Raw genomic sequence first — 15,036 nt, 5'->3', positions numbered from 1 at the left:
CTCCTAAAATTGTTTTCCGTGCGCCATGGCTCTGTTTTCACGCTTGTGGTCAGCGCGGTTTTTGTTGTATTCCAGCTTCTCTGAAATGGCCGTTTCAATGTCATATCCAAATGCCTGCGCATAATCCAGAATACGAATTACCGCGTCCGCCAGTTCGACTTCCGCCATCTTTCGGTGAGGCAGATGTTCATCCATCTGGTCTTTCCGCTCGCCTTCCATCGCTTCACTGATTTCAGAATGGATGAGACACAGCAATGTGCCTTTCTCTCTTGGGTTATCCCACCATCCTGCATCTACGTTTTGCTGATGAATCTGCTGCTGAAGTTGCTTAATTTCCATAGTCAAAAGTCCTTCTGTCCTAGGTTATGCCGCACTTGCGGTTAATTTTTTAATTAATATCGCCGTGACATGTCACGATTGTTTATTTATCTGAACAGACCAAATTCCCAATTCAGGTTATCCAGACACTCCCTGTCTTGATTGAGACAATAATCCCACTGTTCTTGGTCTTTGTGCTCTCTGACCAGCTGCCAGCACCAGCCGCCATTGTGTTTAACCCGTCTTACTTTCCTGATTTCGACATCATCACAATCAAATATAACTCCACCGCCAGAACCTAAATGAGCGCGCAAAACGTCAAGTTCTACACTGATAACCCGGAACAACTTCGGCATTGGTTTAATGCCATTGTGGAAATCATCTATTTTTGGATATTTCATTGTGTTACATCTCCCACATCATCAATGAGGTCGCAGCAATGCACCCAGCGCCTCACATAATCATTAATAATCCGGTATTGATACCTCAGAAAAATCGACACATAACAGCATGATTTTTAACTCATAACTTATTACCGATATCATTCACCAATAAAATAACCCGCTCACAAACTTACCTGATGGTAATAAGTTCATGATTTCGCCATTACTCCGGTAACCTTACCGTTATCTTTCCTGCCTCACCCCAGACCTTGGAAACCGCCACATTCCAGACCCTGCAATCATCATCAAACAGTGCATCCATCAGGGCTTTGAGCAGGTTATCGACGTCCGGCTTCTGCTGGTGCGGCTGACCGTCCATGCTGCGCCTTTTAATACCGGACCAGCTTTTCGGCATCGGCATCTGAAACACTATCTCAGCGCCTGACTCCGGCAGCGCCACACCCCGTAACCGGGCTTCGTCACAGAATGCCCTGTACCGCAACACAGCAGGCCGTTTCTGCCACTTATCCCGCTGTGTCATGCGCGGCTTTGGGATTGGTGTGATATCAAATTCATTAACCCGCATTGCTTCTGACCTTTTTCAGCAGTGAATCAAACAGTTTCTGCATCCGTGCCGGTTCGCCAGTCTGCTCAATCGGACGGCGCTCACATGGCTTTCGCTCAGTCACACGCGGCTTTGATGCTGTCGCCTCACTGCGCTCATGGCTGCGCCGGAATGCCTTTGCGATATTCTCCCGCCGGGTCTGTGCCTGATTTTCAAGCCCTTCCCGGTAGTCATACCGCAGCCAGTGGATGAAGTTATACGAATCCCGCCTGCGACCTATCACACCCCAGCGGTGAAGCTGGTCGAGCGCATAGCGCACTGACGATATGCCGATGTTTCGCTTGCAGTCTTTCCGGATGGCGTCCGTCAGTTGCCGCGTGGTGAGATTCTGCTCAACCTCCAGGACACGCACGATATAATCCTGAACCCGCATATAGCCCCCGTGGTAATTACCTTACAGGTCAATATAAACACATTGTTTATCTTTTCAAGCATAAAAATACCTGATTGAGATATACATCAGAAACGTCCTGCAACCCATTGTGAGGCACTTTAAACCCGATATAATGAAAACGTACTGACCACATAGTTAAAACCTCACTGTGTTGTGCTGGCTTGCATTTTGATAACGTTAAACCCTTATGCAGATCGTTGTTTAGCTCTCTCAAGCATTTCCATCCATGCCAGAGGCGGACGGGTTTTATCTTCCACCCGCAGTGTCGGACGTGGTATCTGTTCGCCCTTAGCGACACGCTCAGCCCACTGCCGAATCATCTTCGCCAGACGTTTCTCAACTTCCGGCTCTGTCAGCCGCAGGTCGTACACCTTGGTTCTCAGCTCTGTGAAGATCCAGTACTGCACCGGATGCCGGAACGGGTACATTTCAGCACTACGGTAGTTATTACGATTTGCCTGATACTTCTGAAAATCACGCAGCATGTCGTCAAACGGGATCCCGAATGCGTTCTGGTCCACCAGCTTATCGGACAACATCACAATCACATCTGACAGTTCCGGTGGCCACGGATTGCCGTTCATGCAGCGATCAACGCAGAACGTGAAGATCATCTCAAACTGGCTGTCATTCAATCCGCCGGTCGCCCGCTTCCACATCGATGACGGTTCCGTGTTGTTCTTCCTGGTCCATTTCTCGCCGTACAACTCGATCATTTTCCACCAGAGCTGTAACAGCATCTGGTCCGTGTCTGTCGTGGACGCTCTGTAAGAACTCCCGCATGGCTTTTGATTTTCCGGCGAATTGGTCACCGGCCTGATTGCTTTTCTCTGTTCCATTTTTTACCCCGTTGATTTTCATACGCTGCTGTCTGATACTCTTGGCGAACGCCATTTCCCACTGTGCATGGTGCTTGGCTTTCCCTTCCGCCTGCCAGTACGTGATAAATTCCGCCAGTTCCTCAGACCGGTACGGCTCAGTCAGTATCACGCCCCACTGTGCCGCTTTGCGGGTGAAATCAGGATCCGGCTGCCAGTGACCGGTCATTACGAATTTACCGGGATAATCCGGCCAATTTTCTACCGGTGGATCTTCCCCGTCAGGAGCAGGGACAAAATTTTCTCCACGCACGCCTGAGAGAGTTGTTTTATGTTCTTGTTCCTGATCTTGCTCTTGGCTTCCGAGGGGCTTGCAAGGGGCTTCGGAGACCCTTGCTTTTTTCTCTGATGGTTTCCTCTCAGACGTCATATGAAAGCAGTCTTTGTATTTCTCATAAAACATTGATAAAAATTGATTTTTAGGTTGGCTGTCATACTCTCTTTGTATGCCGATGCACCGGTTATCTGACGCTTTCAGCATGGGTGCAATTTGGTATTTCGCCATTTCAATGACCCAGACAACTTCCGCACCTTCGTCATAGTGGCAAAAACCGGCTTCAATGCACCTTCGAAGCCCCTTTGAAGCCCCTTCAAGACCAAGCCCCGTCTCATGCGCCATATAAATAACCGGGAGGTAATACATTCCCGTCATATTGGCGTGAGGATTTGTCAGCAGATACATAGAAACAATAAGAGCTTCATATCCCTTTTCCCTGATCTCCTTGCCCGTCTTACCTATCCAGAATTGCGGGGACACTTTTCCGTAGTCACGCATAAAAGCACCACTCACTTAGCACTGTTGATTAACTGCTTTAACACAGAGCGATAGACTGTCGAGTTTTCAAAATTGCAGGTAACGCACACACCGTTACAGACGTAACGCGCTGCAAGATGACCGTTTTTGCATTTTTTGCCCGTAAAAAACTTACTCAGCCCTTTCGAGGCAGCCTCTTTCCTGCTGATAATCTCCATTATTACCCCGCTTAATTATGTGTATGTGTAAATGCTATCCAAATTTTTAAAATAGATCAACCATAAATGCGTAATTGTTTATCAAAAATAACCAGAAAAGAAAAAGACCGCAGTGCGCGGCCTTTGATATTCAGCGGGTGAAGAACCGTATCAGCCCCTCTGTTGTTACGGTTACGCCATGATCAATACATGCCTGGTGTAACCGGTTGATGGTGCGCAGTCCCGGCTGCCTGCGGGCATAGCTCAGGTGTGACCTGATATAACCGACGGTTAACCCCGCTTTTTCCGCGAATGCAACACGATCTTCTTTGTTAAGCCCATTCCAGAATGCATGAAAATCGAAATATTCCATATTTTTCCTGTTCCGTTATTAAACATTCTGAGAATAATAACCAACATGGTCATTTACCAACAAGGTCATGATTCTGTTTAATGGCAGAATCAGATAAACATTTACGAATACATTTTAATCAGGCAGCCCATATGAAAAACATCAATGAGATAAGGAGAGATAACCTCATCTTCATCCTGGAGAAGTATTACGACGGCAGACAGAAAGCACTGGCGGATGCGCTGGGGTTCGCCCCGAATATCATTTCCCGCTACCTTTCATCATCCGATTTGAAGAGTCACCGCAATATCAGTGATGCGGTTGCCCGCAAGATTGAGCACATCACGCGGGTGCAGAAATACTGGATGGATACCGACCATTACAACCGGCCGGCGGAAAGCACAGAAGAGATTTATTCCCCGACCGAGATCGGCGCAATACTGGCGGATAACATCAGCACCTTTATGCTGACGGACGGCATAAAATCACAGACTCAACTATCCGTCAGGAGCGGGCTCGGGCAGTCCACGATTAACCGTATCGTGAAGAATGAAACCTGTGCCACAGTGGATAGCGTGGATTCAATCGCCAAAGCGCTCGGACGCAAAGCCTATGAACTACTGATCCCGTCCAATGACACTGATGTCATCAAGTATGACCAGAAGCGGTACGCCGCCCTGTCACCGGCTGAAAAAGAACAGATTCAGGACTTCATTGAGTTCATCATAAAGAAAAACCGGTAATAAACTCAGACAGATACAGAATCAGCCAGCCTTGTGCTGGCTTTTTTACGTCACAATCATGATCAGTTTGTTTATCTTTTATTGTTTTTTACTGTTGACATCGTTCTGTTGTGGGTTATTATTTATCTCAAGTTGACCAGATTGGTCACGCTCTTTAACAATAAAAACTGCAACACAACCCTTAATTCTGATGCAGCAGAATGTCCGCGCTAACCCGTAAAACCGGAATGCGGGATCGGAACGTGAAAATACTATGAGCTGGCGATTTACGCCGGTTTTGCTATACGCCAAAACATAAACAGTTGGTTTATCTAAATGGTGGTTAACATGACATTTTTTATTCTTAACGGACTGCACATCTTTATCGTGTGCGGCAAGCAACAGCAGTTCTCATCATTTCTTGACGGCGTTAAGTGGGCTTACACCACCAAAACAGCCGCACGGACAGAACAACTTATAGGTGAAGAAAATGGCAGCAACCAATAAAGAACGTATGGACGCTAATTTAGCCGCGGCAATTTTATCTTCCTGCACAGGTGATACCTTTCCTGCTCAGGAACTGAATGACCTGATTGCCCGCATCAACGGTGATAAAGCCAAACCTGAGCTGGCGAAATACGACAACATTGTTTTCCGTGTCGGCATCGCCGCGACATCATCAACCTGTTTACAGTCACTGCCTGATGATCAGTGCATTGCTGCGCTGTCACACATCATCAGCAACATGGATAAGTACCCTGCCACCAGCGATAAGAAGCAGTATTTTGAATCGCTGTGTGTCGCTGACGTATCTCCTGCTGCAAAAAATGATAAACAAACGGTTTATCTATCAGGCGAATCAGAGGAAATGATAACCACACAAGAGTGTCAGGCAGCCGCTGAGCCGCCGCACTTTGAGCCTGGTCGTTACCCTGAAATCACCAACGATGATTACCACGCATCAAACGGTATCAGCAGCACCATGCTGAAAGATGCCCGCATCAGCCTGATGTATTACCACCGCCGCCACATTACAAAAGCTATCCAGCGCGAACGCTCTGAGGCGCTGGATTTCGGCAGTCTGTTCCACACGCTGGTACTGGAGCCGGAAAAGCTGGATGAAGAATTCAGTCTTCAGCCGGTCATTCCCGCTGGCGCATTCACCAACACCGAATCTATGAAGAAATGGATTGAAAGCCATAACGCCGGGTTGGTCCCTGTTATGACACCGGAGCAGCTAAAGGCAGAGATTGAGGCGCATAACGCCACGCTGCCGCAGCCTATCCCGCTGTCAGGCTCTGTTGATGAAATCGGCAGTCTGTATGTATCACTGCCGGATGCTTTCTGTACCATTCCTGAGCATGAAAAACATACCGCTGCCGCAATGAAAGCCTGTATCAAGACTTACAACAACACCCTGCCGGTGCCGCTGAAAACATCCGGCAGTCGTGAAGCGCTGTTAGAGCAGCTTGCGGAGATTAATCAGGAGCTGGTTGACGCTGAACGCAGCAAGCCGGAGCCGGTTAAAACCTCAGGTAAAAAAGAAGACCTGGCACAAAGCATTAAAGCGGCATACCCGGAAGCGGTTTTCGCTGATGAATTAATGCAGGCGTGGCAGGCTGACGGATCCCGCATCCGGATTTATGACGGGCAGTTGGCGCTCGGTAAAGCCATGCAGCAGGCGGTGTATGAGCACCCTGAAATCAAGCCTCTGATTAACCATCCCGGTCGCGCCGTGGAAGTCAGCTATTACGGCATTGATGAAGATACCGGTATTGAAGTCCGTGTCCGCCCTGACCTTGAAATATCCACCACGGACAGCCGTATCGGGTTCGACCTGAAATCCGTATCGCTCGGACGTTTTAAGCAGGATGCGATAGAAGCCATGATCCGCCGGGAAATCTTCAATCGTGATTACCACGTCAGCGCTGCCATGTATTGCGATATCGCGGAGCTCGACCAGTTCTTCTGGATATTCGTCAACAAAGATGAAAATTACAACTGGGTCGCGGTAGTCGAAGCCTCACCGGATTTACTGGAGCTCGGGCGCCTGGAGTACAAGCAGACCCTGCGTGATATCCGCCAGGCTATGGATACCGATGTATGGCCGGGACCGGTCACCACCACGCTCACTATCGGTCTTGGCGATTTCGATATGCGCCGTCTGGAAGCCCTCCGGCTGAATGCCGCTTAACCATCCCCCTATTTAATGCCCGGCATCAGCCGGGCTGGAGACTCTATTATGTCTGAGTTAATGACAAAAGAATCAATGCCGTCAATTTTCAGCGCTGACGGACTGGATAAAATGCTGCGCTTTGCTGAGGTCATGGCACGCGGCACTGTTACCGTTCCTGCTCACTTAAAAGGTCAGGAATCCGATTGCCTGGCAATCGCTATGCAATCCGCTCAGTGGGGAATGAACCCGTTCGCTGTGGCTCAGAAAACGCACATTATCAACGGTGTGCTTGGTTATGAAGCACAGCTTGTTAATGCCTTAATATCAAGTTCATCCGCTATTCACGGGCGCTTCCATTATGAATACGGTGGTGACGGATGGGAAAAATGCACCACCAGCAAAGAAGTCACCGAAACAAAAAGCGGACGCAATGGCAGTTATGATGTCACAAAGCGTGTTCGTGGCTGGACTGATGCTGATGAACACGGTTTATTTATTCGTGTCGGTGCCATTCTGCGTGGTGATGCAGAAATCACCTGGAGCGAACCGGTTTACCTTTCCAGTGTTGTTACCCGCAACTCTCCGTTGTGGGCTACAAACCCGAAACAACAAATTGCCTACCTCGCCGTTAAGTACTGGGCCCGCCTTTATTGCCCCGAGGTAATACTCGGTGTTTACACTCCGGATGAACTGGAAGATCGCACCATGAAAGACGTTACGCCGCCAAAAGAACGCGTAACGCTCAGCGAGTTATCCCACCAGCAAGAGAAGCCACAGCAGCCGGAAGCCGTGAAAGAAGTTACCGGTGAACTGGTTGAAGAATTCGACGCGGAGGCAACCCGTAAAGCCATAGATACCGCTGAAACGCTGGACGAAGTAAAAGATATCCGCATCCGGATTGATGAAGGCAAAAAGGCAATGGGGATCACCTTGTTTACTGAACTGAAAAACAAAGCAGTTCAGGCATATCACGTTATTGATTCACGCAATTTACTGGAAGCGGAGATCAATTCTCTGCCTGAATCAGGCACACCGGAAGCCGCAGACGCCTTTGCAAAGGTTGAACAACTGCTGAATGCCCGTAAAACGAAACTCGGCGCTGATCTGTATGAGCGGTTTAGTGTCACGCTGAGTGATATGAAGCCTGAGTATCAGTAATTCAATGATGCCCGGACTAGGTTTCGGGCGTCACATCAAACCTATTTAACAGGATATAACCATGAGTCAGACAACAATTATCGCAGTATGGCCAAATGAAAAATCTGAATGTGTTGAGGAGCTGAAAAATGCGTGGGGAAGCGCTCCCGTGGTATGGAATGACATGGCAATTCGCTATTTAGATTGCCGGGATAACGGATTCTGGTCATGTATAGATAAGGTATGGCCGCTTTATAAGCGTGGTGACATTCCACTGCACCACCGCGCTGTTCTTGCCATGACGTACGACAATTGCTATGTGAAACAAGAACACTATGCCAAAGCGGCTGAGCTTATAAGAATGTACCTGTCTGATTTCCCGCCTGATCCACAACGCGTTCATCACTGGTCACGTATTGCTGAAATATTTGAAAGTACCCCTGATTGCCATGCAATTGGCTTTTGGATGACATCCGTGTGTGAAAATCCATTTAACGGTGAATGGAATGACGACGAAGAAAAGTATGAGCAGCCTGACTGGTCAAAGTACTGGAGTGTGTTCGATAAACTTGAGTCAGAAAATTAATTCCGGAGATACACCATGATCCCATTAACAAAACCCATCGATTTTAAGGAAGTCAGCCGCATTACCGGGCTGTCCCGCACCACCATTTACACCTATGAGCGCGAAGGTAACTTCCCGAAGCGCACCGCACTGACTCAACGCGCAGTCCGCTGGGAAGAAAGCGAGGTAATGCAGTGGGTTGCTGACCGCCGGACAAATCCGGTAGCACCTGATGAAACCATTCACAAGGTACGTGCTAAAAAGGCAGAGAAACATGAACAGCGCGCGCTTTGATATCGCCAGTGCAATTCTGTCACTACACGGGATCGCGCTCTGGTGCGCCGTCAGTGGCGTTATCTGCGTTATTGATGGTGATAATTTTCAGTTGGTTGTTAGTGATGATAAATGAGGACGCGACATGAAAGAAAGACCAATTATCTTTAATACAGCAATGGTTAAATCCATCATGGGCGGGCAGAAAATACAGACCAGACGTATCGTTAAAAATGTAGCGCCAGACAATGGTTTAACGCTAAAAAAACCGACAAAAACAAGAAGTGGCACATCCATTCATGTATTAGATGCACCAAAGTACGGATTGTGCCCACTCGGTAAAACTGGTGATCGCCTGTGGGTGCGTGAGACGTGGCAGGGTCCGTTAGTTGATTATGATAAAGCTAATGCATTATACAAAGATCCAGTCCCGTTCCAGTTGGTTAAAAATTGTGTTTATCGCGCCGACAACGGTGAAACACCAGAGTACTTTGATGCTGACGACAATTTGAGATACGGCTGGCGTCCATCAATCCACATGCCTCGGTGGGCTTCACGAATATCACTGGAAATAACCAATGTTCATGTTGAGCGGTTGAAGGACATCAGTGAAGAAGATGCTATAGCTGAAGGGATTATCACTGGTCGTTATGGTAATGAAGGTAATTGGCTGAATGGCTTTTATATACCTGGCAACAATCAACCACATCAAACAGCAAAATCCGCATATAGAGAGCTATGGCAATCAATTTATGGCGAAGGCAGCTGGTTTAGTAACCCGTGGGTTTGGGTGATTGAGTTTAAGCCGGAGGCAGCATGACACTTACTTACGGATCTGTATGTTCCGGCATTGAAGCCGCCTCGGTCGCCTGGGAACCTATAGGGATGCTCCCCGCCTGGTTCAGCGAGATTGAACCGTTCCCGTCAGCGGTACTGGCGGCACACTGGCCGCAGGTAAATAACCTCGGTGATATGACCAAAATTGCGGCTGCGGTTCGTTCCGGAACAGTCACAACTCCCGATCTGCTGGTTGGCGGAACCCCGTGCCAGGCGTTCAGCGTTGCCGGTCTGCGTGGTGGTCTGAGTGACGAGCGCGGGCAATTAACCCTTTCGTATGTTGAATTAGCGGACAGTATTGATGAAATCAGAGAACAAAACGGCGAGCAGCCAACCATTATCGTCTGGGAGAACGTTCCAGGCGTCCTCAGCAGCAAAGATAATGCCTTTGGTTGCTTTCTTGCAGGACTTGCCGGAGAAAGTGAAGAACTCAAACCGACAGGGGGAAAATGGTCAAACGCTGGTTATGTGTCTGGACCGAAAAGAACTGTCGCGTGGCGGATCCTCGATGCTCAATATCTCGGAGTGCCCCAACGCCGCCGTCGTGTCTTCGTTATCGCAAGTGCTCGAAAAGACATCTGTCCCGCAGAAATACTATTTGAGTCCGACAGCCTGCACGGGGATTCTCCGGCGTGCGGAGAAGCGGAACAGACAGTTGCCGCCCTTACTAAAAATGGCGTTGGAGCAACAGGCGCAGACGATAACCAGGCACAAGCAGGACACTTGATAGCCGGTTCTTTCCGAATGGCCACTTTCGGTGAATATGTTGATGATGAAACAGCAAGTACGGTTAAAGCCAGAGATTACAAAGATGCTACTGACCTTGCTGTAATGTCTGTACATGGCACTCAAGATCCGGACGTTAATTATGAGCTGGCTCATACACTGGGACGTAATCACGGACAGGAAAATGCCTGTTTTTCATTCGCTGAAAACAGTCAGGGAGAGGTGAGATTACAAAATGGTGATGGTCAGATTACCGGTCCGTTATCGACAGGTGGCGGCAAGCCCGGGCAGGGATATCCTGCTATCGCTGTAGCCGGGAATATTATCGGCCGGTCCCCTGAAAATGGTGGTAACGGAAACGGGTTCGATGAATCAGGCGTCTCTTACACACTGACAAAAACAGATGTTCATGCGGTATCAACAAAAAATATCGTCCGCCGTCTGACGCCGGTTGAATGTGAGCGACTCCAGGGCTTTCCGGATAATCACACTCAAATCAGTTGGCGCGGTAAAGATGCCGCTGACTGCCCGGATGGTCCGCGTTATCGCGCCATTGGTAACAGCATGGCTGTACCGGTAATGCGCTGGATTGGTGAACGTATTCTTGCCGCGCTGCCAGTGCAGGAAACGCCGGATCTGCGCTCAGATTACGTTATTGAGCTGGACGACCTGCGTAATAAACCAGCACACATGCTGAAAGATGTTGGTGACCAGTGGCGCACACCAGATGCTCTGTATTGGGGTATCAACGCAAAGTTTGGTCCGTTCACACTGGATTTATTCACTGATGGCCAGAACAGCAAATGTCCGGATTATTACACCGCTGAAGATAATGCACTGACTCAGGATTGGTCAGAAAAGCTGAAAGACCTGGGCGGCTCGGCATACGGCAATCCTCCTTATTCCCGCAGTAGTTACCACGATAAACAGGCTGTGACCGGTGTCCGTAACATCATGGAGCACGCAAAAGCCATGCGTGAGAAAGGTGGACGCTATGTATTCCTGTTAAAAGCAGCAACCAGCGAAGTGTGGTGGCCTGAGTGGGCCGACCATATCGCGTTTATTCGTGGACGTGTCGGATTTGATTTACCGGAATGGTTTGTGCCGGCAGATAAGAAACAGAAACCATCGGGTGCATTCTTTGCCGGGGCAATCGTCGTGCTCGATAAAGCATGGACCGGCGACAAAATCAGTTACATCAGTCGTGATGAACTGATCGCTACCGGTGACCTGTTTATGCAGCAGGCACACTGGCTGGTGGAAAGAAACAGCTATGCAGCGTAACCATGAGGTAATTTATGCCCGATATTATCGATGAAGCCAATGATTTAAACGAACTGCGCCTGACCGCCGCATTAGCCAACCGCGCACCGAAACCGCAGAGCCTGACCGGGTTCTGCATCTGGTGCCGTGATGAACCGGTTATGCCGGGCAGTGCGTACTGCTCAAAAGAGTGCGGCGATGATGACGCACAGAACAAGCGCAAAAACGGATAGGAGGCCCCGATGCTTACCCTTGCGTTCTACCTGTGGATTGCCGGTTATCTCTTCTCAGAACTGAGCAGAAGCGCCGGAAACCGTACCGACATAGCAGCCAGTGTATTTTATTCCACATTCTGGCTGCCGGTCGGTGCCGCTTACCTCTCTTCCCTGATCGCCGGCAAGGTGCTGGGCGACGAGTAATTACCCCTCTTTACCCTCTTCTATCCACCCGTCAACCATATCTGCCCACTGTTGCAGCATGTCGCGGCGCTGCTCTGCGTATTCCGCTTTGTTGTACACGGCACGGACGCCTTTTTGTTCGTGGGCCAGACACTTCTCTATCCAGTCAGAATTAAACCCTGCCTCATGCAATAATGTACTGGCGGTGCGCCTCAGGTCATGCACCGTCAGTGGTTCAAAGCTGACACCTTTCGCATTTATCCGTTTAACCACACCATCAATCACATTATTCAGTGCTGCGTTCGACAGCGGCTTACGGATGTCATAGCGCCCTGGGATCAGGAATTCACTCCCCATCGCGCAGACCTTAAAGCCGGTCATGATATCCATAGCCTGCCGGGAGAGATAAATAATGTGGCTTCTGCGCTTTTTCATGCGCTCTTTCGGGATCTCCCACTGTGACCGTTTGAAATCGATCTCCGTCCATTGGGCGTGGAGAAACTCCGATTTACGCACCATAGTTAACAGGACAAATTTAACCGCCAGTTTCAGTGTCGGATAACAACTATAGTTTTCAAGTTCCCGGAAAAACAACCCAATTTCTTTCTCCGTCATAGCGCGTTCACGCGGTACAAAGGTCGCGATAGAAGATGCCTTGATACTTGCCGCCGGGTTACTAATTTCATATCCGCGGTCGATGGCGTAATCAAACACAGCACCGACAATCTCACGAACCAGCAGCGCAGTGGCATTACCCCCACGGTCGCAGATCTTTTCACACAATGCGCGCAGCCGTTGTGTGGTGATTTCATCAAGTGCCAGCCTGCCGAATACCGGTTCAATGTCACGCTCAATCACAGAGACTTTCATTGCCCGTGTAGAGTCCGCCAGCCGGACGTTCTGCATATATCTGACGGTATATTCGCTGAATACCGTCGCACCCTTTTTGGCATCAATACCGTCACGTTTGCTCGCAGCCGGTGATACACCTGCATTCAGCTGCTTTTTAGCCTCATTCAGTAATTCGCGGGCTTGCGCCAGCGTGATACCGTCAGCCCCGTATTTACCAAATGTCACCGTTTCACGGCGACCGTTAAAGCGATAATCATATCTGAATGAAATCGTTCCGTTTTTTGTGATCGCAACATACAAACCATCACGATCAGACACCTTATAAAGCCTGTCCTGCGGCTTCATACTTTTTAATTTTGTATCAGTCAGCACGTCGGTATTCTCTCTCTTAATACCGTCATAATTTTTATTTTTCTGACGGTATCACAGCCGGTTTATAGTGATTTTATTTTTTGATACCGTCACATATACCGTCAAAAATGCCGGCTCTTGTCAACAATTAAAAACAATAGAAAACAAAAAAGCCACCAGTAACTTACTGATGGCTTTCGGTTTTCTGATAATTACCGACAGTTAAAAACTATAGGGATATCATTCCCACTCAATTGTCGCCGGTGGCTTGCCGCTGATGTCGTAGACAACGCGGGAAATACCATCGACTTCATTGATGATGCGGTTAGATACGCGACCTAACAGGTCGTATGGCAGATGTGCCCAGTGCGCTGTCATAAAGTCGATGGTTTCGACTGCACGCAGGGAAACAACCCAGTCGTATTTACGTCCGTCGCCCATGACACCGACAGAGCGTACCGGCAGGAAGACAGTGAATGCTTGGCTGACTTTATTGTACAGATCCGCCTTGTGCAGCTCTTCGATAAAGATAGCATCTGCGCGGCGCAGAATATCGCAGAACTCTTTTTTCACTTCACCCAGTACGCGGACACCCAGACCCGGTCCCGGGAACGGATGGCGGTACAGCATGTCGTACGGCAGGCCCAGTTGCAGACCAATACGGCGGACTTCATCTTTAAACAGCTCACGCAGCGGTTCAACCAGCCCCAGTTCCATATCTTCCGGCAGTCCGCCGACATTATGGTGTGACTTGATAACGTGCGCTTTGCCGGTTTCAGATGCAGCAGATTCAATGACGTCAGGATAAATTGTACCCTGTGCCAGCCATTTCACCTGTTTCTGTTTTGATGCTTCTTCATCAAAAATTTCAATGAAAGTATGACCGATAGCTTTACGTTTTGCTTCCGGGTCCGCAATGCCTTTCAGTGCATTGAGGAAGCGGTCTTCGGCTTTGGCATGAATGATATTGAAATCAAATTGTCCCGCAAACATCGCCATAACCTGATCGGCTTCGTTCAGGCGCAATAAACCGTTATCAACAAAAACACAGGTCAGGCGTTTGCCGATGGCGCGATCTAACAGCATCGCGGTGACAGATGAGTCCACACCGCCGGAAAGTGCCAGGATAACGTGATCGTCGCCAATCTGCTCACGCAGGCGGATAACGGTATCTTCAATAATCGCTTCCGGTGTCCACAGTGCGTCACACTGACAGATTTCCAGGACAAAGCGCTCCAGGATAGCCAGACCCTGATGTGTGTGAGTCACTTCCGGGTGGAACTGTACGCCGTAAAAACGTTTTGCATCATTCGCCATAATGGCAAACGGACAGGTTTCTGTGCTGGCAACCGTGGTAAAATCAGACGGGATCGAGGTGACTTTGTCACCGTGGCTCATCCACACATCCAGCTGTGGTTTGCCGTTTTCATCCAGCATGTCGTGAATGCCGCGGAACAGTTCACAGGTTTCACGGATCTCAACCTGCGCATAACCGAATTCGCGCTCACCGGAGGTTTCAACCGTTCCGCCAAGCTGCATGGACATGGTCTGCATACCGTAGCAAATGCCCAGAACCGGAACACCGGCGCTGAAGACATATTCAGGTGCGCGCGGGCTGTCATGTTCAGTGGTGCTTTCCGGTCCGCCGGAGAGAATAATACCGTTCGGATTAAATGCGCGGATCTGTTCTTCAGTAACATCCCATGCCCACAGTTCACAGTACACGCCGATTTCGCGGATGCGGCGCGCGATAAGCTGGGTATATTGTGAGCCAAAGTCGAGGATCAGAATGCGGTGCTGATGAATATTCGTAGTCATTAATGTATGTTCCAAAA

The 15,036-nt window shown here is 49.1% G+C and carries 20 protein-coding genes; 11 read left to right on the top strand and 9 right to left on the bottom strand.

Annotation, left to right across the window (positions count from 1 at the left end; all coding sequences use genetic code 11):
• Window positions 1-3 precede the first annotated feature (3 nt).
• The 7 genes from AYY17_RS14655 to AYY17_RS14620 all read right to left on the bottom strand — a co-directional run bounded on the left by AYY17_RS14655 (window position 4) and on the right by AYY17_RS14620 (window position 3,922).
• Window positions 4-339, bottom strand: coding sequence for a nucleoside triphosphate pyrophosphohydrolase family protein (locus tag AYY17_RS14655; RefSeq protein WP_082981410.1), 336 nt, complete (start codon window positions 337-339; stop codon window positions 4-6).
• 86 nt (window positions 340-425) lie between these two features.
• The gene (locus AYY17_RS14650; protein ID WP_067424711.1) at window positions 426-719 is read right to left on the bottom strand and encodes a hypothetical protein; all 294 of its coding nucleotides are present in this window, start codon (window positions 717-719) and stop codon (window positions 426-428) included.
• A 205-nt stretch (window positions 720-924) separates the two neighbouring features.
• Entirely contained in the window at window positions 925-1,287 is a 363-nt protein-coding gene (locus AYY17_RS14645) for a RusA family crossover junction endodeoxyribonuclease (protein ID WP_067424709.1), read from the bottom strand.
• Window positions 1,277-1,678: a hypothetical protein gene (locus AYY17_RS14640; RefSeq protein WP_156656719.1), complete on the bottom strand. Its 402-nt coding sequence runs from the start codon at window positions 1,676-1,678 to the stop codon at window positions 1,277-1,279. Before AYY17_RS14640 ends, AYY17_RS14645 begins: the two co-directional genes overlap by 11 nt.
• 227 nt (window positions 1,679-1,905) lie before the next feature.
• Window positions 1,906-2,379, bottom strand: coding sequence for a replication protein P (locus tag AYY17_RS14635; protein ID WP_067424705.1), 474 nt, complete (start codon window positions 2,377-2,379; stop codon window positions 1,906-1,908).
• Complete coding sequence (locus AYY17_RS14630) at window positions 2,348-3,373, bottom strand: DnaT-like ssDNA-binding domain-containing protein (protein ID WP_067424704.1); 1,026 nt, start codon at window positions 3,371-3,373, stop codon at window positions 2,348-2,350. Before AYY17_RS14630 ends, AYY17_RS14635 begins: the two co-directional genes overlap by 32 nt.
• A gap of 327 nt (window positions 3,374-3,700) precedes the next feature.
• Window positions 3,701-3,922: a hypothetical protein gene (locus tag AYY17_RS14620; RefSeq protein WP_067424700.1), complete on the bottom strand. Its 222-nt coding sequence runs from the start codon at window positions 3,920-3,922 to the stop codon at window positions 3,701-3,703.
• 131 nt (window positions 3,923-4,053) lie between these two features.
• Between AYY17_RS14620 and AYY17_RS14615 the strand changes: the two genes are divergently transcribed.
• From AYY17_RS14615 to AYY17_RS21920, 11 genes are all read left to right on the top strand, one after another.
• The gene (locus AYY17_RS14615; RefSeq protein WP_067425101.1) at window positions 4,054-4,644 is read left to right on the top strand and encodes a helix-turn-helix domain-containing protein; all 591 of its coding nucleotides are present in this window, start codon (window positions 4,054-4,056) and stop codon (window positions 4,642-4,644) included.
• 327 nt (window positions 4,645-4,971) lie between these two features.
• Complete coding sequence (locus tag AYY17_RS21925) at window positions 4,972-5,130, top strand: hypothetical protein (protein ID WP_202906424.1); 159 nt, start codon at window positions 4,972-4,974, stop codon at window positions 5,128-5,130.
• Window positions 5,114-6,817, top strand: coding sequence for a PD-(D/E)XK nuclease-like domain-containing protein (locus tag AYY17_RS14605; protein WP_067424696.1), 1,704 nt, complete (start codon window positions 5,114-5,116; stop codon window positions 6,815-6,817). The genes AYY17_RS21925 and AYY17_RS14605 overlap by 17 nt, the downstream gene beginning before the upstream one ends.
• 48 nt (window positions 6,818-6,865) lie before the next feature.
• Window positions 6,866-7,957, top strand: coding sequence for a RecT family recombinase (locus AYY17_RS14600; protein ID WP_067424694.1), 1,092 nt, complete (start codon window positions 6,866-6,868; stop codon window positions 7,955-7,957).
• 61 nt (window positions 7,958-8,018) lie between these two features.
• Window positions 8,019-8,522: a hypothetical protein gene (locus tag AYY17_RS14595; protein WP_067424692.1), complete on the top strand. Its 504-nt coding sequence runs from the start codon at window positions 8,019-8,021 to the stop codon at window positions 8,520-8,522.
• Window positions 8,523-8,537: 15 nt separating this feature from the next.
• Window positions 8,538-8,795: a helix-turn-helix transcriptional regulator gene (locus AYY17_RS14590; RefSeq protein WP_067424690.1), complete on the top strand. Its 258-nt coding sequence runs from the start codon at window positions 8,538-8,540 to the stop codon at window positions 8,793-8,795.
• Window positions 8,776-8,910 (top strand): hypothetical protein, encoded by a 135-nt coding sequence (locus tag AYY17_RS22570; protein WP_268873056.1) that lies wholly within the window; start codon window positions 8,776-8,778, stop codon window positions 8,908-8,910. Before AYY17_RS14590 ends, AYY17_RS22570 begins: the two co-directional genes overlap by 20 nt.
• 9 nt (window positions 8,911-8,919) lie before the next feature.
• Window positions 8,920-9,594, top strand: coding sequence for a hypothetical protein (locus tag AYY17_RS14585; RefSeq protein WP_067424689.1), 675 nt, complete (start codon window positions 8,920-8,922; stop codon window positions 9,592-9,594).
• Window positions 9,591-11,621 (top strand): phage N-6-adenine-methyltransferase, encoded by a 2,031-nt coding sequence (locus tag AYY17_RS14580; RefSeq protein WP_067424688.1) that lies wholly within the window; start codon window positions 9,591-9,593, stop codon window positions 11,619-11,621. The genes AYY17_RS14585 and AYY17_RS14580 overlap by 4 nt, the downstream gene beginning before the upstream one ends.
• A gap of 14 nt (window positions 11,622-11,635) precedes the next feature.
• Entirely contained in the window at window positions 11,636-11,833 is a 198-nt protein-coding gene (locus tag AYY17_RS14575; protein ID WP_067424686.1) for a hypothetical protein, read from the top strand.
• A gap of 9 nt (window positions 11,834-11,842) precedes the next feature.
• Window positions 11,843-12,019: a hypothetical protein gene (locus AYY17_RS21920; protein ID WP_202906423.1), complete on the top strand. Its 177-nt coding sequence runs from the start codon at window positions 11,843-11,845 to the stop codon at window positions 12,017-12,019.
• On the opposite strand, the gene AYY17_RS14570 is transcribed toward AYY17_RS21920, so the two are convergent.
• Both AYY17_RS14570 and guaA read right to left on the bottom strand, forming a co-directional pair.
• Window positions 12,020-13,222, bottom strand: a complete 1,203-nt coding sequence (locus AYY17_RS14570) for a tyrosine-type recombinase/integrase (protein WP_067424684.1) — start codon at window positions 13,220-13,222, stop codon at window positions 12,020-12,022. It abuts the gene before it with no gap.
• A gap of 219 nt (window positions 13,223-13,441) precedes the next feature.
• Window positions 13,442-15,019 carry a glutamine-hydrolyzing GMP synthase gene (gene guaA / locus AYY17_RS14565; RefSeq protein WP_067424683.1) on the bottom strand — a complete coding sequence of 526 codons (1,578 nt, stop codon included), beginning with the start codon at window positions 15,017-15,019 and terminating at the stop codon, window positions 13,442-13,444.
• Window positions 15,020-15,036 lie beyond the last annotated feature (17 nt).

Origin of the sequence: Morganella psychrotolerans, from assembly GCF_001676055.1 — a bacterium.
Taxonomy (GTDB): Bacteria; Pseudomonadota; Gammaproteobacteria; order Enterobacterales; family Enterobacteriaceae; genus Morganella; species Morganella psychrotolerans_B.
The sequence above is the reverse complement of the archived record's forward strand: the minus strand, read 5'-3'. Positions and strand labels throughout refer to the sequence as shown.